The organism is Microbacterium sp. CH1, from assembly GCF_001595495.1.
Classification (GTDB): Bacteria; Actinomycetota; Actinomycetes; order Actinomycetales; family Microbacteriaceae; genus Microbacterium.
Window position 1 is genome coordinate 903,686 of the sequence record NZ_LOSO01000011.1, and the last position, 20,309, is coordinate 923,994.

A 20,309-nucleotide genomic window follows, 5' to 3' on the forward strand; every position below is an offset into this window, starting at 1 on the left:
ACGCATGACCAAGCAGTCCATCTTCGGACGGATCTCCACCCTCGTCCGCGCGAACATCAACGCCCTCCTGGACTCTGCGGAGGACCCGCAGAAGATGCTCGACCAGCTCGTCCGCGACTACACCAACAGCATCGCCGACGCCGAGTCCGCCATCGCGGAGACCATCGGCAACCTGCGGCTGCTGGAGCGCGACCACGAGGAAGACGTGCAGGCGGCCAACGAGTGGGGCAACAAGGCCCTCGCCGCCAGCCGCAAGGCCGACGAGATGCGCGGCGCGGGCAACACCGCCGACGCCGACAAGTTCGACAACCTCGCGAAGATCGCCCTGCAGCGCCAGATCAGCGCCGAGCGGGAGGCGACGAGCGCGGAACCGCAGATCGCGGCCCAGACGGAGATCGTCGACAAGCTCAAGAGCGGCCTGAACGGCATGAAGGACAAGCTCAACGAGCTCAAGAACAAGCGCAGCGAGCTCCTCGCCCGCGCCAAGGTCGCCGAGGCGCAGACCAAGGTGCAGGACGCGGTCAGCTCCATCAACGTGCTCGACCCCACCAGCGAGCTCGGCCGGTTCGAGGACAAGGTCCGCCGCCAGGAGGCTCTCGCCCAGGGCAAGGCGGAGCTCGCCGCGTCGAGCCTCGACGCCCAATTCGAGAGCCTCGAGGACCTCGGCGAGCTGACCGAGGTCGAGGCGCGCCTCGCCGAGCTGAAGGCCGGCGGCACCGCGCCGCGCCAGGCGCTCGAAGGCAACTGACACCGACGCGGATGCCCGGGCGCACGCCCGGGCATCCGCGGTTCCGTCTCCGGGAGGTCTCCCATGGTGCGTTTCCTGGTCGTGCCGCAGTGGCAGGGTTCGCCCGCCGCCCGCGCGATGCTCCTCGTCGACGGCGCGTCGGCGATCGCCGGCGATCTGCCGCGTGCGGCCACGACCGTCCTCGACGTTCCGGTCGAAGCCGGCGAGGCGCTGGGCACGGGTGTCCGGAGGCTCAGCGCCCTCGCCCGTACGCGGGAGCTCGTCGCCGGACATCTCGAAGCCGGAACCGTGCTGATCGGTGGCGACTGCAGCATCACCGTCGCCGCACTCGACACGCTCCCCGGCGGTACCGATGACCTCGCCGTGGTCTGGTGCGATGCCCACGGCGATCTGCACACGCCGGACACCTCGCCGTCCGGGGCCTTCTCCGGCATGGCGCTGCGTGCCGTCCTCGGTGAGGGAGAACCGCAGCTCGCCCTGTCCCCCGGCATCCCCCGGGATCGTGTCGTCACCGTGGGTGTCCGCAACCTCGACGAGGCGGAGACCGGCGAATGGGACCGCCTCCGGAATCTCGGGGTGGCCGATCTGGACGACCCGGCGGCGCTCGCCGACGCCGTGCAGGCCACGGGGGCGCAGCGGGTGTGGGTGCACATCGACGTCGACGTCCTCGACCCGGCGTCGTTCGCCGGAGTCTCCGCCGCCGTGCCCTTCGGCGTGACCCCCGCGTCCCTGAGCACGGCGATCCGAGAGCTCCGGAGCCGCGTCCCCCTCGCCGGGGCGACCATCGCGGGCTTCGCCCCTCGCACGCCGGCCGACGCCGTCGACGACCTCGGCGCGATCCTGCGTCTCGTCGGAGCCGTCGCGTGAGCCCGGCGCCGGGGTGGGAGGCCGTCGCGGCGGAACGCCTCGCCCGCGGACGACGGTCGGACCGCCGCATCCCCTCCTTCCTGCTGCGCTCCCCGATCAGCCGCCTGGGCTACCTCTGGGGCACGGCCGTCGGCTGGATCTGGGGCGCTCTGTGGAGCACCGGCGCGATCGAACGGCGCGGCGGTCTCTGGGTGTTCCGGGGCATGCCCCGATGGACCTTCCACCGCGGCGGCGTCTGCGTGGGCGGGTGCTTCCTCACCGGCGACACGCGGCCCACCGACGCCGTGCTGCGCCACGAGGCCGTGCACAAGCAGCAGTGGCTGCGCTACGGCTTCCTGATGCCGGTGCTCTATCTGTTCGCGGGACGCGACCCGATGCGGAACCGCTTCGAGATTGAAGCCGGGCTGGAAGACGGCAACTACGTGCGCCGCCCCCGCTGACTCAGCCCTCGACGGGAAGCAGTCCGAAGCGCTCCGGTACGCGGATCCGGTTCACGGCCACGCCGAGGCGGTCGGTGAGGTGCTCGACGATGTCGGCCGTGCCGAGGTAGCCCCCGAGCAGCGTGACGTGCGTCTCGACCTCGTCGTCGACGAGCATCTCGTCGGCCCATGCGCAGGTGGCTCGGGCCAGGGCCTGCCCCGGCGCGCAGCCGCGACCGCTTCCCGGGGCTCCGGAGCGCGCGGAGCGGGCGAGCCAGGTGACCGTCATGCGACCGGGCGCGTGGATGACGCCGATGTCGGAGACGTCGGGAACCTCGATGAAGATGCGACCGGACGCGCACAGCGGGAGGGTCGCGAGGAACGCCTCGAGGTCGAGCAGGGAGTGCTCGTCGGCGGTCACCAGGTGGTGTGCGCGACGGCGCGCCGCGCGGCGAGCCGCACGCGTGCCTCGGGTGTCGAGCGTGGTGTCCATGGTGATCCCATCGTACACCAAGCGAAGGCTTGCCTAACCTTCGAAGACGCCTTCTTCGGTCATGGGCTCGACGAGGGCCTCGCGCAGCGCGGCGAGCTCCCCCTCGGTCATGCCGTTCGCGCGCAGGTAGCCGGCCGCCGACCCCCAGCGCTCGTCCACCTGGGCCAGCAGGCGACGCATCACCTCGGCGGGAGAGCGGGTGGCGAGATCCACCGCGTGCACCGCCTCGGGGTGCTGCGACCGCAGATACGCGGCGATGCGCCGCGACCGTTCGGCCGGCAACTGCGACTCGGTGAGGGCGTAGTCGGCGATGACGGCATCCCGATCGGCGCCGACCGCCGAGAGCGCCAGCGCGATCGTCACCCCCGTGCGATCCTTGCCTACCGTGCAGTGCACCAGAGTCGGCTCCCCCGCGGCGATCACCCGGACAGCGGCGACCAGGCGCTCCCCGCTCTCCTCCAGGAGATGCAGGTACAGGTCGTCGAGACTCGTGTCGGATTCGAAGAAGGAGCGCACGGACCCGAGGAACAGCGGCAGGTGAGTCGTCTCGGGACCCTCGATCTCGCTCGGTTCCGCGGCGACCTCCTCCCCGTCGCGGAGGTCAACGATGTGACGCACCGTCGCCCGCAGGAGCGCCGCGCCGTTCGTGGTCGCCGTGGAGAGCTGGCCGGAGCGCAGCAGGACGCCGGGGCGGATGCGTCCACCCTCCGCGGGGATCCCGCCGACGTCGCGGACGTTCGTGACGCCCTCGACGTCGAGGATCGTCACGCGCCCGCCCGGGGGCCGCGCGGGGGCACCGGGTAGCGCCCGGCGATGACGATGCGGTTGAAGGCGTTGATCGACACGCAAGCCCAGCTCAACGCGGCGTACTCCTTCTCGGTGAACACACTCCCGACCAGGTCGTAGACCTCGTCCGAGATGCCGTCCTCCGCGATGAAGGTGAAGGCCTCAGCCAGTTCGAGCGCGGCACGCTCCCGATCGCTGAACACACCGCTCTCCCGCCACACGGCGATCTGGCTGATCGTGTCGACGTCCAGCCCGGCGGCGACCGCCCGGTCCACGTGCACCCGCGTGCAGTAGCTGCAGCCGTTCAGCTGCGAGCAATGGATCATGACGATCTCCTTCAGGCGGTCGTCGATCCCGTTCTCGGCGCAGATCGTGCCGACCGTCTTCGAGAAGGCGTCGAGGGCCTGGTAGGCCGCAGGCTCCGTCTTGGACAGGTGCACGCGCTGTTCGGTCATACCTCCATGATATTCGTCGCCGGGCGCGGGAGACGGTGCGGGACGGGCCGCACCGAAATGCACACCGTCAACCAGTAAGCGTGATCCTTTTACATTTCGCCCCGTTAATCCGTCCTGCGTCTTGTCACTTTGCTCCGGCATTTCCCGCGAGGTCGAAACGGGGCGCAGAATAGCCGCGTGGCGATCGACACCAGCGAGTTCTCCTATCTTCCCGCGCAGGCCGACGCGCTCGGCGTTCCGCTTCCGACTGTGGAGCGCCTGACGCTCCCCCTCCCCGAGGGTCGCGTCGTGAGCGGGCTGCGCTTCGGGTCCGAGCCGCCGCGCATCACGCTGCTGCACGGCGCTGGTCTGAACGCCCACACCTGGGACACGACGGCGCTGGCGCTGGGGCAGCCGCTCCTGGCGATCGACCTCGCCGGCCACGGCGACTCCTCCTGGCGCGACGACGCGGACTACTCCCCCCGCACCCTCGCCGCCGACGTCGTCGCCGCTCTGGACGCGTGGGTCTCCGCGCCGCAGATCCTCGTGGGACAGTCGCTCGGCGGTCTCACCGGCGCCGCCGTCGCCGCGGCGCGGCCCGACCTCGTGGCCGCTCTGATCGTCGTCGACATCACGCCCGGGATCGATGTGTCCGCCGGCCCCGCGGCGCTCCGGGAGTTCTACGCCGGGCCCACGGACTTCGCGACCCGCGACGAGCTCGTCGACAAGGCGATGGCCCTGGGGTTCGGCGGCACTCGCCCCGAGACCGAGCGCGGCGTCTTCCTGAACACCCGTGTCCGCGCGGACGGCCGCGTCGAGTGGAAGCACCACTTCGCCCACCTCGCCGCCACCGCTCTGGCCGCCCACGACCCCGGCACCGCGACGGCGCCGTCGGTCCTGCATGAGACCGGCTGGGACGATCTGGCGGCGGTCACCGCGCCCGTCACGCTCGTCCGCGCCGAGCGGGGCTTTGTGAGCGCTGCCGACGCGGAGGAGTTCCAGCGCCGCCTTCCGGAAGCGCGGGTCGTCGCGATGGACGCCACGCACAACGTGCAGGAGACGGCGCCCCGAGACCTCGCCCTGCTCGTCGGCTCGGCGACCGCGGCCGGAATATGACGCTCCGTTCCACGTCCGCCGCGCCGAATCCCGCCCGACCCTAGGCTCGTCCCACCGGCACACAGCACCTGCCGCACCGAGAGGAAACACCCATGTTCCGACGTCACCGACGCCTCGCGCTGATCTCCGCGCTCGCGGCCACCGCCGTGATCCTCAGCGCCTGCTCCGGCTCCGCCGAGCCTGCCCCGTCCACGGGCGGCGAGCCCGACCCCGACGCCACCCTGCACGTCGGTCTCGTGCTCGAGCCCACCAACCTCGACATCCGGCACACCAGCGGTGCCGCGCTGGAGCAGATCCTCATCGACAACATCTACGAGGGATTGGTCAGCCGCACGCAGGAGAACGAGATCGTGGAGCGGCTCGCCTCGGAGTACGAGGTGTCGGACGACGGCCTCACGTACACCTTCACCCTCAACGACGGGATCACCTTCCACGACGGCTCGCCCCTGACGGCGGCCGACGTCGTCTCCTCCTACGAGACCGTCCGCACCGATGACACGGTGCAGGGCAACGAGGAGTTCGCGTCCGTCTCCTCGATCTCGGCTCCCGACGACACGACCGTCGAGATCGTGCTGTCGCAGCCGAACCAGAACTTCCTCTTCGCCCTCACCGGACCTGCCGGGCTCGTGTTCAAGGACGGCGACACCACCGATCTGAAGACCGCGGAGAACGGCACCGGGCCGTTCACCCTCACGCGCTGGAACAAGGGCAGCACGATCACCTTCGCCCGCAATGACGAGTACTGGGGCGAGCCGGCCGGCGTGGCCGAGGTCGAGTTCCAGTACATCCCCGATTTCACGGCCGGGGTGAACGCCGCTCTCGCCGGCGACGTCGACGTGCTCACCGCCGTCGACCCGAACCTGGCTCCGCAGCTCGAGGACTCGGGCGACTTCACCCTCACGACGGGACGCACGACGGACAAGGCCACGCTCGCCTTCAACAACAAGAAGGCGCCGCTGGACGACGTCCGGGTGCGCGAGGCCCTGCGCCTGGCGATCGACCATGAGGCCCTCATCGAGGCCGTCGGCGCCGGTACCCCGCTGTACGGCCCCATCCCCGAGCTCGACCCCGGCTACGAGGACCTCTCCGACGTCATCTCCTATGACCCCGAGCGGGCCAAGGAGCTGCTCGCCGAGGCCGGCCAGGAGGACCTCGACCTCACCCTGACGATCCCGTCGTTCTACGGCACCACCGTCCCGAAGGTCCTCATCTCGGACTTCGACAAGGTGGGTGTGAACCTCGAGGTCGATTCCGTGGAGTTCCCGACCTGGCTCGAGGACGTGTACACCAACAAGGACTACGACCTGAGCTTCGTCCTGCACGTCGAGCCGCGGGACTTCGGCAACTTCGCCAACCCGGACTACTACTTCGGCTACGACAACGCCGAGGTGCAGGACCTCTACACGCAGGCGCTGGCCGAGGTCGATCCCGAGGCCTCCGCGAAGCTCCTCGCCGAGGCGGCCCGGATCGTCTCCGAGGACCACGCGGCGGACTGGCTCTACAACGGTCAGACCATCACCGCCGTGAATCCGGTCGTCAGCGGCTTCCCGGAGGACTCGATCAACTCGCGCATCAACCTCGCGGGTGTGACCGTCTCCGCCGTGAGCTGACGACGGTCGACGCTCCGTGCTGCGTTACGCGCTCGTCCGAGGAGCCCTGCTGATCGCAGGGCTCCTCGTGTCGAGCGCGCTCATCTTCCTCACGTTGCGCGTCTTCCCCGGCGACGTGGCCCAGCTCATCGCCGGCACCCAGGCCTCCCCCGCCGAGGTCGAGGCGCTGCGGGAGTCGCTGGGGCTGAACCAGCCTCTGCTCGCGCAGTACGCCGACTGGATCGGCGGCATCCTCCGCGGCGACCTGGGCACGTCGCTGCTGTCCGGCGCCTCCGTCGGCGAGGAGCTGCTGCTGAAGGCACAGGTCACCGTTCCGCTCGGGATCATGTCGCTGGTGATCGCCGTGCTCATCGCCGTGCCGTTCGGGATCCTCGCCGCCCTGCGTCGCGGCCGCCGTGACGGCACGGCGCTCAGCGTGGGCGCGCAGGCTCTCGCGGCCGTCCCCGTCGTCTGGGCGGGCATGATGCTGATCGTCGTGTTCTCCGTGTGGCTCGGCTGGCTGCCGCCCCAGGGCTTCCCCCGCACCGGGTGGTCGACACCGGGCAGAGCGATCGAGGCGCTGCTGCTGCCCGCCCTCACGATCGGCATCGTCGAGGGCGCCATGCTCATGCGCTTCGTGCGCAGCGCGACCCTGCAGGCGGCCGGACAGGACTTCGTCCGCACCGCGGCCGCCAAGGGCCTGACGAAGACCCGCGCCCTCATCCAGCACGGCATCCCGGCGGTCGGGCTCTCCATCATCACGGTGCTCGGCCTCCAGGTCGCCGGGATCATCGTCGGCTCGGTCGTGATCGAGCAGCTGTTCACGCTTCCGGGCATCGGCCGCATGCTCGTGACCGACGTCGGCACCCGCGACCTCGTCAAGGTGCAGAGCGAGCTGCTCGTGCTGACCGGCTTCGTGCTGGTGGTCGGCTTCCTCGTGGATCTGCTGCACCGGGCGATCGACCCTCGACAGCGGGAGGCCGCATGAGCACGCGCTGGTTCCCTCGGCTCTGGCGGACCTCCACCGGCCGCTTCGGACTGATCGTCATCGCCATCGTCGCCCTGGCGGCCGTCGTGTCCCTCTTCTGGACGCCGTTCGACCCGCGGGCCTCGAGCATCGGCGACCGCTGGCTGTCGCCAGGCTGGCCGCACCTGCTCGGGACGGACGACACGGGACGGGACATCCTGAGCCTGCTCATGGCGGGCGCGCGGACCACGGTCTTCGTCAGTGTCGGCGCGGGACTCGTGGCCACCGTCGTCGGCATCGCCCTCGCCGCCCTCGGCGCCCTGACCACCCGGCTCGTGCGGGAGACGGTCGCCGTGTTCGTCGACATCCTCATCGCCTTCCCCGTGCTGCTGATCGCGATGATGATCTCGTCGGTGTGGGGCGGATCGCTCTGGGTCGTGATCTGGGCGGTGGGGATCGGGTTCGGCGTGAACATCGCGCGGGTCACGCGGCCGGAGCTGCGTCGCGTGCAGCAGAGCGACTTCGTGCTCGCCGCGCGCGCGTCCGGCCTCACCCCTGCGCAGAGCCTCGTCCGCCACCTCCTCCCGAACGTGGCTCCGGTGTTCATCGTGCAGCTCTCCTGGTCGATGGCCGTCGCCGTGCTCGCAGAGGCCGGCCTGTCGTACCTCGGCTTCGGGGCCTCGGTCGTGGAACCGAGCTGGGGGCTGCTGCTCGCGGATCTCCAGCGCTACATCGGCGTGCACCCTCTCACCGTGATCTGGCCCGGGCTCACGATCACCCTGACCGTGCTCGCCCTCAACCTGCTCGGCGACGGGCTCCGCGAAGCCACGGACCCCACCCTGCGGCACCGTGCCGCCGAGACGCACACACCGGCGGTGGTCGCATGAGTCTGACGGTCGAGGATCTCGTCATCGAGATCGACGGACGCCGCGTGGCCGACGGCGTCTCGCTCCAGGTCCCCGACGGCACCCGCCTCGGGGTGATCGGCGAGTCGGGCTCCGGCAAGTCCCTCACGGCGCTCGCCGTGCTCGGGCTGCTGCCGGAGGGGGCGACGGCACGCGGGAGCATCCGGTGGGACGGCACCGAGCTGATCGGGATGCCGGACCGTGAGCTCGCCCGGCTGCGCGGCGACGACATCGGCATCGTGTTCCAGGAACCCCGGACGGCGCTCAACCCGATCCGGACGGTCGGCCGCCAGATCGCGGAGTCCATCCGCATCCACGAAGGCCTGGGCCGACGCGAGGCCCGTGACCGGGCGATCGCGGAAGCCGCCCGCGTGCGACTCCCCGACCCGGAGACCATCGTCGACCGGTATCCGCACCAGCTCTCCGGCGGCCAGCGGCAGCGCGTCGCGATCGCGATGGCCCTCGCCTGCCGTCCGCGGCTGCTGATCGCGGACGAGCCCACGACGGCCCTCGACGTGACGATCCAGGCCGAGATCCTGTCCCTGCTGCTCGGGCTCGTCGCCGACGAAGGCATGTCGCTCCTGTTCATCACGCACGACCTCGCGGTGCTGTCCCAGGTGGCGACGAAGGGGGTCGTGCTGGAGCACGGTCGCGTCGTCGAGAGCGCACCGGTGTCGCGGCTGCTGACCGCGCCGACCTCTCCGGTCACGCAGGGGCTGCTGCGGGACGCGACCGCGACGCTGTGGCGGCCCGAGGGAGGAGAGGCATGAGTCTGATCGAAGCGCGCGGGCTGCGACGGGACTTCGTCGTGCCGAAGCGGACGGCGTTCGAGCGCACGCGGCGGCAGACGGCGCTCCAGCCGACCGACCTCGACGTGCCCGAGGGCGCCTCCCTGGGGATCATCGGCGAGTCCGGCTCGGGGAAGTCGACGCTCGTGCGACTCCTGCTGGGCCTGGACCGACCGACCGCGGGAACCGTGTCGGTCGACGGCCGGCTCGTCGATGCCGGCGCCTCCGCGCGATCGCTGCACTGGTTGCGCCGGCAGACGGGTCTCGTCTTCCAGGATCCCTATGCCTCGCTCGACCCCCGGATGACGGCGGGGCAGATTGTGCGGGAGCCGTTGTGGGCCCTCGGCATCGACGGCGACCATCGGGCACGGGTGCGCGAGGTCATCGCCCGGGTCGGCCTGGACCCCGAGATGGGCGATCGCTATCCGCACGAGTTCTCCGGCGGGCAGCGGCAGCGGATCGCTCTCGCCCGCGCTCTCGTACATCGTCCGCGGATCCTCGTGGGCGACGAGCCGCTGTCGGCGCTGGACGTCACGGTGCGCGCACAGATCCTCGAGCTGCTCGCGGAGCTGCGAGTCGCGGACGAGCTCACGCTGCTGCTCGTGTCGCACGACATCGGCGTGGTGCAGAACCTCTGCGACACGGTCGTCGTCATGAAGGACGGCCGCATCGTCGAGCGCGGTCCGACCCGCGACGTGCTCCTGCACCCGACCGCCGACTACACCCGCACCCTGCTCTCCGCGATCCCCGTCATCCCCGACGCCTGAGCGCCGACCCACCCCTTTGCGGCCACCCCGGCCCGTTGCGTGCGCCCGCAACGGGGTGGGAGGCACGCAAGGGGGTGGGTCGAAGGGTCAGCGCGGGAAGAGCGAGAGGCGACGGCGAGGGCGGGACGGGCGGAGCACCCGGCGCAGGTAGACGGTGCCGAGGTCGCGGCCGAACTTGTGGCCGACGCGCCCCATGCGACCGGCCTCCACGAACCCCAGCTTCTCGTGCAGCCGGATCGAGGCCTCCGCACCCTGGTCGCTGATGACGGCGACCATCTCCCGGAGCCCCCGCTGCTCGCACGCGGCGATCAGCGCCTGCAGAAGGGCCGACCCGAGACCCTTGCCGGCCGCGCCGGGGCCGAGGTAGATCGAGTCCTCGACCGTATACCGGTAGGCGTTCTTGCCCGCCCACGGCTGCGCGAGCGCATACCCGAGGATGGCGCCCGAGGGCGACACCGCCACGAGGAACGGCAGCCCGAGCCGCTCCAGCAGGGTGAACTTGTCCCGCCAGTACGGGATGCTGCTGCGGCGCTCGTCCAGGGTGACGGCCGAATTGCTGACGAAGTGGTTGTAGATCTCCCGCACGTGCGGCAGATCGGCCGCGCGTGCCGGTCTGATGACGTAGGAGAACGTGTCCGGCGCGGTCGTCGGTCGCAGATGACGCGGGAGAACCCGGCGGCGGTCCCCCGGCTCGAACTGCATGCGCTCAGCTTAGAGAGCCGGACCCCTCGCCCTCCACCCTCCAGTCCACCGGAGCACTGCCGAGTCCCTCCAGGAGCGCGTTCGCGCGGGAGAAGGGCCGGGAGCCGAAGAAGCCACGGCTCGCGGAGAGAGGGGACGGATGCGCGGAGGCGATCACGGGGGTGTCGCCGAGGAGGGGCTGGAGGTTCGCCGCGTCACGCCCCCAGAGGATCGCGACGAGCGGCTGTTCCCGGGCCACGAGGGTGCGGATCGCGAGCTCCGTCACCTGCTCCCATCCCCAGCCGCGGTGGGAGGCGGCCGCTCCGGGGCGCACCGTCAGGACGCGGTTGAGCAGCAGCACGCCCTGATCGCTCCACGCGGTGAGGTCTCCGTGCGGTGCGGGCGGGAGGCCGAGGTCGGCCTCCCGCTCCTTGTAGATGTTCGTCAGGCTCCGCGGCAGCGGCCGCACGTCGCGGTCCACGGCGAACGACAGCCCGATCGGGTGGCCGGGGGTCGGATACGGGTCCTGGCCCGTGATGAGCACACGCACGTCGGCGAGTGGTCGCTGGAAGGCACGCAGCACGTTCGGTCCCGCGGGGAGATATCCGTGACCGGCCGCCTGCTCAGCGCGCAGCCGCTCGCCGAGCGCCGTGATGGTGTCCTGCACCGGGGCTAGCGCCTCCGCCCATCCCGCGTCGATCAGTCCCTCGTCGGCGAGTTCCGCGAGGGTGCGTCCTCCACTCACTCGACCGGCCGGACCCGCAGCGGGCCTCGGGCGAGCAGGTGCTGCGCCGACTGGGCGACGGGCCGCATCGTGACGAGGTCGAGGTTCACGTGGGCAGGAGCGTCCAGGGCGTAGGCGATCACGTCCGCCACGTCCTCGGCGCGAAGGGGTGCCTCGACCCCGGAGTACACGGCCTCCGCGGCGACGGCGTCGCCCCCGAGCCGGTTCAGCGTGAACTCCTCCGTGTGCACCATCCCCGGAGCGACCTCGGCCACCCGGAGCGGCTCGCCGTTCAGCTCCTGACGCAGCGCACGGACGACCATCGCCTCGGCCGCCTTCGCCGCGTTGTAGCCCGCGCCACCCGGGTAGGCGGTCTGCGCGGCCGTCGAGGTCACGAACAGGAGGTCGGCGTGTCCGTCCGCGTCCGCGGTGCGACGGAGCATCGGCAGCAGCCCGGCGACGAGGCGCTGGGTCGCGAGCACGTTCGCGTCGTACATCCACTGCCAGTCGGCGAGCGCGGCGTCCTCGACGCGGTCGGTCCCTCGCGCGCCACCGGCGACCTGGACGAGGGCGTGCACGGGTCCGGTGCGCTCGAGCTCCCCGAGGAGCTCCGCCACCGCGGCGTCGTCGGTCAGGTCGCAGGCGATCGTCGACGCCCCGGTCTCGGCGGACAGGGCGGCGAGCCGGTCCGCACGGCGGGCGACGCCCACGACGTCCCACCCCCGAGACCGCAGCACCCGCACCGTCGCCTGACCGATCCCGGAACTCGCACCTGTCACCACTGCACGTCTGTTGGCCATGTCCTCCACCGTACGATGTCCGCGCGGGTTCCGCCCGTTCCCGGCCCCCTCGCCGTGTTACGTCACATTTCCCGGTCGTTGTTGACACGGACCGATATTCCGTACTCTCGCTGCAAGGGCACCCGCCCATCCGACCTTCCGACCGTTCCAGGGGGAACACATGTCCGCACCCGAGACCTGGCGTTTCGAGACCAAGCAGATCCACTCGGGCGCCGCCCCCGACCCCGTCACCAAGGCCAGGGCGACCCCGATCTACCAGACCACGTCCTACGTGTTCGACAGCGCCGACCACGCCGCGAACCTCTTCGCGCTCGCCGAGTTCGGCAACATCTACACCCGCATCCAGAACCCGACCCAGGACGTCTTGGAGCAGCGCCTCGCCGCGCTCGAAGGGGGCACCGGCGCCCTCGTCCTCTCCAGCGGTCAGGCCGCCTCGACCTTCGCGATCCTCAACATCGCGCAGGCCGGCGACCACTTCGTCGCGTCGAGCTCGATCTACGGCGGCACCTACAACCTCTTCAAGTACACCCTCGCCAAGCTCGGCATCGAGGTCACCTTCGTCGAGAACCAGGACGACCCCGAGGAGTGGCGTCGCGCCGTCCGCCCGAACACGAAGCTCTTCTTCGCGGAGACGATCGGCAACCCGCAGATCAACGTGCTCGACATCCGCACGGTCGCCGACATCGCGCACGAGAACGGCGTCCCGCTGATCGTCGACAACACGATCGCCACGCCGTACCTCATCCGCCCGTTCGAGCACGGCGCCGACATCGTCGTCCACTCGATCACGAAGTTCCTCGGCGGCCACGGCACCACGATCGGCGGCGTCGTGATCGACGGCGGTTCGTTCGCGTGGTCGGAGAACGTCGAGAAGTTCCCCGGACTCACCGAGCCGGACCCGTCGTACCACGGCGCCAGCTACACGGCCGCGGTCGGCGACCCGCTCGCCTACATCATCAAGGCCCGCGTCCAGCTGCTCCGCGACCTCGGCTCGGCCATCGCCCCGCAGAGCGCGTGGAACCTCATCCAGGGTGTCGAGACGCTGTCCCTGCGCATCGAGCGCCACGTGCAGAACGCCCAGGAGATCGCCGAGTGGCTGGACAGCCGTGACGACGTGGCCGCGGTCAACTACTCCGGCCTGCCGTCCTCGCCCTGGTACGCCAAGGCGAACGAGTACGCCCCGAAGGGTGTCGGCGCCGTGCTGTCGTTCGAGCTCAAGGGCGGTGTCGAGGCCGGACGCGAGTTCGTCAACAGCCTCTCCCTGTTCAGCCACCTCGCCAACATCGGCGACGTGCGCTCGCTCGTGATCCACCCGGCCTCCACGACGCACGCGCAGCTCACGCCCGAGCAGCAGCTCACCGCGGGCGTGACCCCCGGCCTCGTGCGCCTGTCCGTGGGACTCGAGAACATCGAGGACCTCAAGGCCGATCTCGACCAGGCACTCGCCGCCGCCCGCGCCGTCTCCGAGGCCGCGCGCGCCTGAGCGCCCTCTCCGCGAAGGCCCCCGACCGCACGGTCCGGGGCCTTCGTCGTCTCCGGTGTCGTAACCTGCGGGCCGGGACCGACCGGCCAGGCGAGAATGGAGACATGGACTGGCAGACGACCTCCGAGGACACGGTGCCGTCGGCACCGGTGACGGAGGCCGACGTCCGGCTGCTCCGTGCCCGACCACCGGCCACCGGCGCCTGGCGCGACGGCGACCCCGTCGGCGGCCGCCGATTCGCCGCGTTCGGCGCCTTCGACACGGAGAGCGGAGCTCAGCTCCCCGGCATCCGCCTCGCGTACGAGAGCTGGGGCGAGCTCAACGCCGCGCGCGACAACGCCGTGCTCGTCCTGCACGCCCTCACCGGGGACAGCCACGTGCGCGGAGACGCCGGTGCCGGCCACCCGACCGCCGGCTGGTGGGAGGACGTCGTCGGCCCCGGTGCGCCCCTCGACACCGACGAGTGGTTCGTGATCGCGCCGAACATGCTCGGCGGCTGCCAGGGATCGACCGGCCCCGCGAGCATCGCCCCGGACGGCTACGAGTGGGCGTCGCGCTTCCCCTACCTCACCATCCGCGACCAGGTGGCCGCGCAGGTGCGCCTGGCCGACGCGCTCGGCATCGACAGCTGGGCGGCGGTGGTCGGCGGCTCGATGGGCGGCATGCATGCGCTCGAGTGGGCCGTGGCGCAGCCGGACCGCGTGCAGCGCCTCGCCGTGCTCTCCTCGCCCCCGGTCACCACCGCCGACCAGATCGCGCTCAACACCGTGCAGCTCGAGACCATCCGCATGGACCCGCGCTTCCAGGGCGGCGAGTACTACGACCTCGCGGACGGCGACGGTCCGCACCGCGGCCTGGCCCTCGCCCGCCGCATGGCGCTGCTGAACTACCGCAGCCCGATCGAGCTCAACCAGCGGTTTCAGCGCTCCTGGCAGTCGGACGTGTCGCCGCTCGGCCACGGCGGACGCTTCGCCGTCGAGTCCTACCTCGACTTCCACGGGAACAAGTTCACGCGCCGCTTCGACGCCAACAGCTACATCACCCTCGTCGAGGCCATGAACTCGCACGACGTCGGCCGGGGCCGCGGCGGCGTGGAGGAGGCCCTGAAGGCGGTGACCGCGACGACCCTCGTCCTCGGCATCGACAGCGACCGCCTCTTCCCCGTCGACGGTCAGCAGCGGATCGCCCGGAGCATCCGGAACGTGCTCGACGGCGAGGCGGTGGTGCTCACGAGCGACTTCGGCCACGACGGGTTCCTCATCGAGACCGAGGCCGTCGGCACGCACCTGCGGCGCCTGCTCGACGCCTGACCCGCGTCAGGCCGGGTCGAACCGCCACGGCAGGGTGTGGGCGTGAAGGGTCCCCTGCGCCCAGCCGAACGCCCGGCCCCCGTCGCGCACCTCCGTCTGGAACAGCTCGACCGCCCCGCCGGAGGCCAGCGCGGCCTCGACGTCGGTGAAGGCGGAGAGCCGGTGCAGCGTGAGCCAGGTGGGCGGGAAGAGCCGCCACTCCCCCGCCGCGTGCCGCTCGAAGGCCGTGTCCGGTGACACCCAGGCGAGCTCAACGACCTCGTCGGCGGCAGGCGACGGCTCGACGTCCGGCGCGAGGGCGAGGAAGAACCAGGTGCGGATCCGCACGGGCGCCTCCGCGGGCGGGCGCCACTCCGACAGAGGCACCAGGTCGTCGACGACGAGTCCGACCTCCTCCGCGGTCTCCCGGGCGGCGGCCCGGCGCGCGTCCTCGACGTCCGCCGCGCCCGCCCGCCGATCCTCCGGCTCGACCTTCCCCCCGGGGAACACCCAGGCGTCCGCGAAGGAACCTCGCGACGGACGGCGCAGCAGCAGCACCTCGAAGCCACCGGGACTCGGGCGCAGCAGCACGACGGTTCCGGCGAGCGGGAGGTCGTCGTCGAGAGCGGTCACCCCGTCACTCTACGACGCGAGGACCGGCGTCTGCGCGACCCGCCGTGCCTCCACGCGGTACGACACCAGGGCGATGAGGAGTCCGGCCACCGCGAGCACCGCCCCGGTCCACGCCGGTGCCGTGAAGCCCCAGCCGATCGCGATCACGATGCCGCCGAGGAAGGCGCCGAGGCTGTTGCCGATGTTCAGGGCGGAGTGGTTCATGGCCGCCGCGATGGACTGGTTGTCGCCGGCCACGTCCATCAACCGCGTCTGGATCGTCGGGCTGAGCACGGACGAGACGAACCCGACGAGGACGACCACGAGGCTCAGGCTCACGATCCAGAACGAGAGCACGGCGAGGAGAGCGAACACGACGGCCATCGCGGCGAGGCCCAGCAGCAGCGTCCGGCGGAGGTCGATGTCGGCCAGATGACCGCCGACGAGGTTCCCGCCCGTCATGCCGAGCCCCATGAGCACGAGCACGATCGGCACGACCCAGTCTGGCGATCTGGCGACCTCCGTCACGAGCGGGGCGATGTAGCTGTAGACGGCGAAGAACCCGCCGAAGCCGATCGCCCCGACGCCGAGCGTGAACCAGACCTGACCGATGCGGAACACCCCGAGCTCCGCTCGCATCGTGCGTCCGGGGTTCCCCGGGTGCGCGGGCACGAACAGCGCGATGAAGACGGTGGCGAGCGCGAAGACGAGCGCGACGACCGCGAAGGCGGCCCGCCAGCCCCACTCCTGGCCGAGGAAGGTGCCCAGCGGCACGCCGACGACATTGGCGACCGTGAGGCCGGTGAGGATGAACGCGACGCCCTTGGCACGGTTTCCCGGCCCCATCACGTCGGCGGCGACCAGCGCTCCGATGCCGAAGTAGGCGCCGTGCGGGAGCCCGGCGAGGAAGCGCGAGACCCCGACGAGCTCGAACGTCGGCAGCACCACGGTGAGGGCGTTGAAGACGGTCAGCGCGAGGGCGAGCACGATCATCACCCGATGCCGCGGATAGCGGGCGACGAAGCCGGCGATGGTCGGGGCGCCGATGACCACGCCGAGTGCGTACAACGAGATCAGCCAGCCGGCCTGGCTCAGTGCCTCCTCCTGGCTCGACGCCCAGACGGACGGGAGGAGGTCGGCGGCGATGTTCGGCAGCAGGCCCATGACGACGAACTCGGTCATGCCGATGCCGAAACTGCCGATGGCGAGGGAGAGGAGCGCCCACTTCGCCGCACCCCTCGAAGGTGTCGAGGGATTCACCGGTTCAGCTTACCGGTCGTCGGACTCCTCGATCGCCGCCTCCAGGCGCTCGACCTTGGCGTCGAGCTCCCCCGTGTACCCGGGGCGGATGTCCGCCTTGAGGACGAGGGACACTCGCGATCCGTACGGCAGGACCGCCTCGGTCGCGCGTTTGACCACGTCCATGACCGTGTCCCAGTCGGGCCCCTCGATCTCGGTGAACATGCTCGTCGTGCGGTGCGGGAGTCCCGACGCGCGGACGACGCGCACGGCCGCGGCGACCGCGTCATGCACGGAGGCATCGGTGCGCTCGGCACCGTCGGCGGGCGTGCCGCTGGGGGCGACGGAGAAGGCGATCAGCATGGGTTCACTCCTGGGTTCGGGGACGACGGACGGCGGGGACCCGCGCGAGCGCGACGGCGCTCACGGCGGCGAGGACGACGAGCAGGACGTTGCGCATCGTGAGCAGCAGGACGGGGGCGGCTTCGGCACGCAGCAGCCCGTCATAGCTCAGCGGATACACGAGACACGTGAGCACGCACAGCGCGAGCACGAGGGCGGCGGCGGTGCGCGCCCGGCCGCGGTCGAGCACGAGCCACAGGATCACGGGGGCGAGCAACCAGGTCTGGAACTGCGGCGAGCCGACCTTGTTCAGCGCGATGAGCACCGTCACCAGGAGCAGGGCCAGCGGCGGGAAGAGCCGCGCGAACGACGCGCCGCGGGCGGCCTTGACCCCGCCGACGACGGTGACGACGGCGGCGGCGAGCACCAGGAGCGGGGTGAGGATCGTCGCGAGGGCCTCCGCGCCCGGCGCGACGATCTGGAAGGTGAGGATGTCGTAGCTGTACTCGATGCGGGCGGCCCCCGTCACGGCCATCCAGAGGAACGGCGTTGCAGCGACCGCCTCGATCTGGAGTCCCCGGCCGGTCTGCGCGGCGAGGACGCCGAAGATCTCGGTGTCGGCGCCGAGCAGCAGGAGCACCGCCACCACACCGGCGGTGACGACCGCGGCGGCCAGGAGCATCCGCAGCCGCGCCCTCGCGGCCACGACCGCCGCGAGGAGGAGCGCACCGGGCCAGATCTTGATCCAGGCGCCGATGGTCAGCAGCGTCGCGGCGATGGTCGGGCGGGTCACCAGCCAGAGGCCGGCCACGACGGCGATCGGCACGGTGACGGCATCGATGCGGTACAGCGCGATGGGTCCGAGGAGCAGCAGCGCCGCGCACCAGAACCACGCGGCGGTGCGCCGCGACCGCACGTGTCCGCGCCCGACGAGGACGGCGAAGGCGACGGCGTCGAGCATCGTGACCAGCAGCGCCCAGCCGATCAGGTAGGCGCTGGATACGCCGAGCAGCGGGAGGAGCGGGGCGGCGAGCACGGCCGCGAGCATCATCGGCAGGAGCGCGAGCTGCGGATACACCCAGGACTCCGTGACACCCACGATCTCCCCGCCGCTCCACGCGGCCGTCGCCCAGGGCTCGTAGACCAGCACGACGTCCCCCATGGGCTGGCTCGGGTAGACCCAGCCCAGCCATGCGGTGAGGACGTGGACGAGGAGGAAGGCGATCCACAGCGCGAGCACGCTCCCCCGGGCCGTGGTCCTCACGACAGGAGGTCCGCGACCGCGCGGGGCAGCGCCTCCGCGACGTCGAGCGCCACGATCGGATGACCGCTCGCGCCCGCGGTCGCCGCGGCGGCGAGGCGGGCGGCGTGCCCGTGCAGCCAGACGGCCGCCGCGGCGGACTCGACGAGCGGGCTGTCCGGATTCGCGGCGATCACGGCGGCGACGATCCCGGCCAGCACGTCCCCCGTCCCGGCCGTCGCGAGCCACCCGGTCCCCGCCTCCACGGCGACGAGCGTGCCGTCGGGTGCCGCGAGGACGGTGCGCGCGCCCTTGCGCAGCACCACGCCGTCGATCGCGGCGGACACGTCGCGGACGTGCGCGAGATCGTCCGAGGCCCCGTCGATGCCGACGCGCTCGCGCAGCCGCGCGAACTCCCGGCCGTGCGGCGTGGCGACGAACGGGGCGCGGGCGGTCGGCGCCAGATCGAGCGCTCCGGCGTCGATGACCACGGGGACGTCGCCGTCGACGATCTCCCGCAGCGCCTGCGCCTCCGCCGTGCTCCGGTCGTCCGGATCGGTCCCGGACCCGATCACCCAGGCGCCGATCCGCGTGCGTCCGGCATCCGGCCCGCCGACGGTCTCCGGGCGTCGTGCCAGCACCGCCGCCACCGCCGACGGCGCGCCCACGTAGCGGACGAATCCGGCACCGGTGCGCCAGGCGGCCTCGACGCCCAGCACCGCGGCGCCGGGGTAGGCGGCCGATCCGGTGCGGATGCCCACGACGCCCCGCGAGTACTTGTCGTCCTCGGCGGTCGGCGCGCGGAAGAACCGCGCCGCGTCGCTGCGGGACCACTCGCGCACGTCGCTCATGACTCCACGTTAGCCCGACGGCCCTGTCCCGTCCGCGTCGGCGGTACCGTCGAACGGTGAGTCTTCTCTTCTCCCCGCTGACCATCCGGTCCACCACGTTCCGCAACCGCCTCTGGGTCTCCCCCATGTGCATGTACAGCGCCGTCGACGGCGTGGCGCAGGAGTGGCACCACACCCACCTTGCGCAGTTCGCCTCGGGCGGTGCCGGGCTCATCGTCGCCGAGGCCACGGCCGTCGTCCCGGAGGGGCGGATCTCCCCGCGCGACCTCGGCCTCTGGGACGACGCGCAGCGCGACGCCCTCGCCCCGATCGTGCGAGCGATCCACGTCCGCGGGGCCGCCGCGGGCATCCAGCTCGCGCACGCCGGGCGGAAGGCCTCCACCTGGTGGCCCTGGGCCGACGAGCGCGGCTCGGTCCCCGCCGCCGCGGGCGGATGGACGACCACCGCCCCGTCCGCGGTGGCCTACGAGGGGTTCGCCGCGCCGGTCGCGCTGGACGCGGCGGGCATCGACCGCGTGGTCGACGGGTTCGCCGCGGCGACCCGTCGGGCGCTCGAGGCCGGCTTCGACGTCATCGAGATCCACGGCGCCCACGGCTACCTCCTGCACCAGTTCCTGTCGCCGCTGTCGAACCTCCGCGAGGACGAGTACGGCGGCTCGCTGGAGAACCGGGCCCGGCTGCTGCTGCGCGTCGTGGACGCGGTGCGCGAGGCGGCCGGCGACGGCGTGCCGGTCTTCGTCCGGATCTCGGCGACGGATCACGCCGAGGGCGGGTTCACGCCCGAGGAGGCCGCGACGGTCGGCGGCTGGGCGACCGCGCGCGGCGCCGACCTCATCGACGTCTCCAGCGGCGGCCTCGTCGCGCACCAGCGCATCAGCGTCTCCCCCGGCTACCAGGTCCCGCTGGCCGAGACCGTCCGCCAGGGCGGGCGGATCCCGGTGTCGGCCGTGGGCCTCATCACCGCCGCCGCCCAGGCCGAGCAGGTGCTCGCCGACGGGGCGGCCGACGCGATCTTCGCCGGACGGGAGTGGCTGCGCGACCCGCACTTCGCGCTCCGGGCCGCGCACGAGCTGGGCGACACGGTCGCCTGGCCGCCGCAGTACGAACGCGCGCACTGGCGCTGACGCCCACGACGAAGGCCGCCGGTCCCCGAGGGAGCCGGCGGCCTT

Annotated in this window: 23 protein-coding genes; 12 read left to right on the forward strand and 11 right to left on the reverse strand. The window is 71.8% G+C overall.

From position 1 onward, the window contains the following. The first annotated feature begins 4 nt into the window (after positions 1-4). The 3 genes from AUV07_RS07745 to AUV07_RS07755 all read left to right on the forward strand — a co-directional run bounded on the left by AUV07_RS07745 (position 5) and on the right by AUV07_RS07755 (position 2,055). Complete coding sequence (locus AUV07_RS07745) at positions 5-748, forward strand: PspA/IM30 family protein (protein WP_025103092.1); 744 nt, start codon at positions 5-7, stop codon at positions 746-748. 63 nt (positions 749-811) lie between these two features. Next, positions 812-1,615: an arginase family protein gene (locus AUV07_RS07750; protein WP_062635065.1), complete on the forward strand. Its 804-nt coding sequence runs from the start codon at positions 812-814 to the stop codon at positions 1,613-1,615. Beyond that, positions 1,612-2,055 (forward strand): hypothetical protein, encoded by a 444-nt coding sequence (locus AUV07_RS07755; RefSeq protein ID WP_062635067.1) that lies wholly within the window; start codon positions 1,612-1,614, stop codon positions 2,053-2,055. Before AUV07_RS07750 ends, AUV07_RS07755 begins: the two co-directional genes overlap by 4 nt. Position 2,056: 1 nt before the next feature. Here AUV07_RS07755 and AUV07_RS07760 read toward each other — a convergent pair whose 3' ends face one another. The 3 genes from AUV07_RS07760 to AUV07_RS07770 are packed head-to-tail and all read right to left on the reverse strand — an operon-like array spanning position 2,057 to position 3,768. After that, positions 2,057-2,527 (reverse strand): SIP domain-containing protein, encoded by a 471-nt coding sequence (locus tag AUV07_RS07760; RefSeq protein ID WP_025103089.1) that lies wholly within the window; start codon positions 2,525-2,527, stop codon positions 2,057-2,059. A gap of 33 nt (positions 2,528-2,560) precedes the next feature. Beyond that, positions 2,561-3,295, reverse strand: coding sequence for a tyrosine-protein phosphatase (locus AUV07_RS07765; protein ID WP_062635069.1), 735 nt, complete (start codon positions 3,293-3,295; stop codon positions 2,561-2,563). After that, entirely contained in the window at positions 3,292-3,768 is a 477-nt protein-coding gene (locus tag AUV07_RS07770; protein WP_062635071.1) for a carboxymuconolactone decarboxylase family protein, read from the reverse strand. Before AUV07_RS07770 ends, AUV07_RS07765 begins: the two co-directional genes overlap by 4 nt. A 177-nt stretch (positions 3,769-3,945) precedes the next feature. On the opposite strand from AUV07_RS07770, the gene AUV07_RS07775 reads away from it, so the two are divergent. The 6 genes from AUV07_RS07775 (at position 3,946) to AUV07_RS07800 (ending at position 9,879) form a co-directional block, all read left to right on the forward strand. After that, complete coding sequence (locus tag AUV07_RS07775) at positions 3,946-4,863, forward strand: alpha/beta fold hydrolase (protein WP_062635073.1); 918 nt, start codon at positions 3,946-3,948, stop codon at positions 4,861-4,863. Between the two features lie 92 nt (positions 4,864-4,955). Continuing rightward, a complete protein-coding gene (locus tag AUV07_RS07780) occupies positions 4,956-6,473 on the forward strand; it encodes an ABC transporter substrate-binding protein (RefSeq protein WP_062635074.1) in 1,518 nt (505 codons plus the stop codon). A 16-nt stretch (positions 6,474-6,489) separates the two neighbouring features. Beyond that, positions 6,490-7,440 carry an ABC transporter permease gene (locus AUV07_RS07785; RefSeq protein ID WP_062635075.1) on the forward strand — a complete coding sequence of 317 codons (951 nt, stop codon included), beginning with the start codon at positions 6,490-6,492 and terminating at the stop codon, positions 7,438-7,440. Then, positions 7,437-8,306, forward strand: coding sequence for an ABC transporter permease (locus AUV07_RS07790; RefSeq protein ID WP_062635078.1), 870 nt, complete (start codon positions 7,437-7,439; stop codon positions 8,304-8,306). Before AUV07_RS07785 ends, AUV07_RS07790 begins: the two co-directional genes overlap by 4 nt. Then, positions 8,303-9,094, forward strand: coding sequence for an ATP-binding cassette domain-containing protein (locus AUV07_RS07795; RefSeq protein WP_062635080.1), 792 nt, complete (start codon positions 8,303-8,305; stop codon positions 9,092-9,094). Before AUV07_RS07790 ends, AUV07_RS07795 begins: the two co-directional genes overlap by 4 nt. Further along, positions 9,091-9,879 carry an ABC transporter ATP-binding protein gene (locus tag AUV07_RS07800; RefSeq protein ID WP_025103081.1) on the forward strand — a complete coding sequence of 263 codons (789 nt, stop codon included), beginning with the start codon at positions 9,091-9,093 and terminating at the stop codon, positions 9,877-9,879. The genes AUV07_RS07795 and AUV07_RS07800 overlap by 4 nt, the downstream gene beginning before the upstream one ends. Positions 9,880-9,966: 87 nt before the next feature. Here the strand turns inward: AUV07_RS07800 and AUV07_RS07805 are convergent, their stop codons facing one another. Genes AUV07_RS07805 through AUV07_RS07815 form a run of 3 tightly spaced genes read right to left on the reverse strand, consistent with a single transcriptional unit; the run spans position 9,967 to position 12,084 of the window. Beyond that, positions 9,967-10,581 (reverse strand): GNAT family N-acetyltransferase, encoded by a 615-nt coding sequence (locus AUV07_RS07805; protein WP_062635082.1) that lies wholly within the window; start codon positions 10,579-10,581, stop codon positions 9,967-9,969. Positions 10,582-10,585: 4 nt separating this feature from the next. Then, positions 10,586-11,305 carry a uracil-DNA glycosylase gene (locus AUV07_RS07810; protein ID WP_062635083.1) on the reverse strand — a complete coding sequence of 240 codons (720 nt, stop codon included), beginning with the start codon at positions 11,303-11,305 and terminating at the stop codon, positions 10,586-10,588. Then, positions 11,302-12,084 carry an SDR family oxidoreductase gene (locus tag AUV07_RS07815; RefSeq protein ID WP_197462125.1) on the reverse strand — a complete coding sequence of 261 codons (783 nt, stop codon included), beginning with the start codon at positions 12,082-12,084 and terminating at the stop codon, positions 11,302-11,304. Before AUV07_RS07815 ends, AUV07_RS07810 begins: the two co-directional genes overlap by 4 nt. Positions 12,085-12,244: 160 nt before the next feature. On the opposite strand from AUV07_RS07815, the gene AUV07_RS07820 reads away from it, so the two are divergent. Both AUV07_RS07820 and metX read left to right on the forward strand, forming a co-directional pair. Beyond that, positions 12,245-13,567, forward strand: coding sequence for a bifunctional o-acetylhomoserine/o-acetylserine sulfhydrylase (locus tag AUV07_RS07820; protein ID WP_025103077.1), 1,323 nt, complete (start codon positions 12,245-12,247; stop codon positions 13,565-13,567). A gap of 104 nt (positions 13,568-13,671) precedes the next feature. Further along, complete coding sequence (metX, locus tag AUV07_RS07825) at positions 13,672-14,877, forward strand: homoserine O-acetyltransferase MetX (protein ID WP_062635088.1); 1,206 nt, start codon at positions 13,672-13,674, stop codon at positions 14,875-14,877. Between the two features lie 6 nt (positions 14,878-14,883). Here metX and AUV07_RS07830 read toward each other — a convergent pair whose 3' ends face one another. The 5 genes from AUV07_RS07830 to AUV07_RS07850 are packed head-to-tail and all read right to left on the reverse strand — an operon-like array spanning position 14,884 to position 19,140. Further along, entirely contained in the window at positions 14,884-15,489 is a 606-nt protein-coding gene (locus AUV07_RS07830) for an NUDIX domain-containing protein (RefSeq protein ID WP_062635090.1), read from the reverse strand. Between the two features lie 9 nt (positions 15,490-15,498). Next, the gene (locus tag AUV07_RS07835; RefSeq protein ID WP_062635092.1) at positions 15,499-16,728 is read right to left on the reverse strand and encodes an MFS transporter; all 1,230 of its coding nucleotides are present in this window, start codon (positions 16,726-16,728) and stop codon (positions 15,499-15,501) included. 9 nt (positions 16,729-16,737) lie between these two features. After that, complete coding sequence (locus AUV07_RS07840; protein WP_062635094.1) at positions 16,738-17,070, reverse strand: thiamine-binding protein; 333 nt, start codon at positions 17,068-17,070, stop codon at positions 16,738-16,740. Between the two features lie 4 nt (positions 17,071-17,074). After that, entirely contained in the window at positions 17,075-18,313 is a 1,239-nt protein-coding gene (locus AUV07_RS07845; protein ID WP_062635096.1) for a hypothetical protein, read from the reverse strand. After that, on the reverse strand, positions 18,310-19,140 hold the full coding sequence (locus AUV07_RS07850) for an NAD(P)H-hydrate dehydratase (RefSeq protein WP_062635098.1): 831 nt from the start codon (positions 19,138-19,140) through the stop codon (positions 18,310-18,312). The genes AUV07_RS07845 and AUV07_RS07850 overlap by 4 nt, the downstream gene beginning before the upstream one ends. A gap of 56 nt (positions 19,141-19,196) precedes the next feature. Between AUV07_RS07850 and AUV07_RS07855 the strand changes: the two genes are divergently transcribed. Beyond that, positions 19,197-20,264 (forward strand): NADH:flavin oxidoreductase/NADH oxidase, encoded by a 1,068-nt coding sequence (locus AUV07_RS07855; protein ID WP_062635100.1) that lies wholly within the window; start codon positions 19,197-19,199, stop codon positions 20,262-20,264. Positions 20,265-20,309 lie beyond the last annotated feature (45 nt).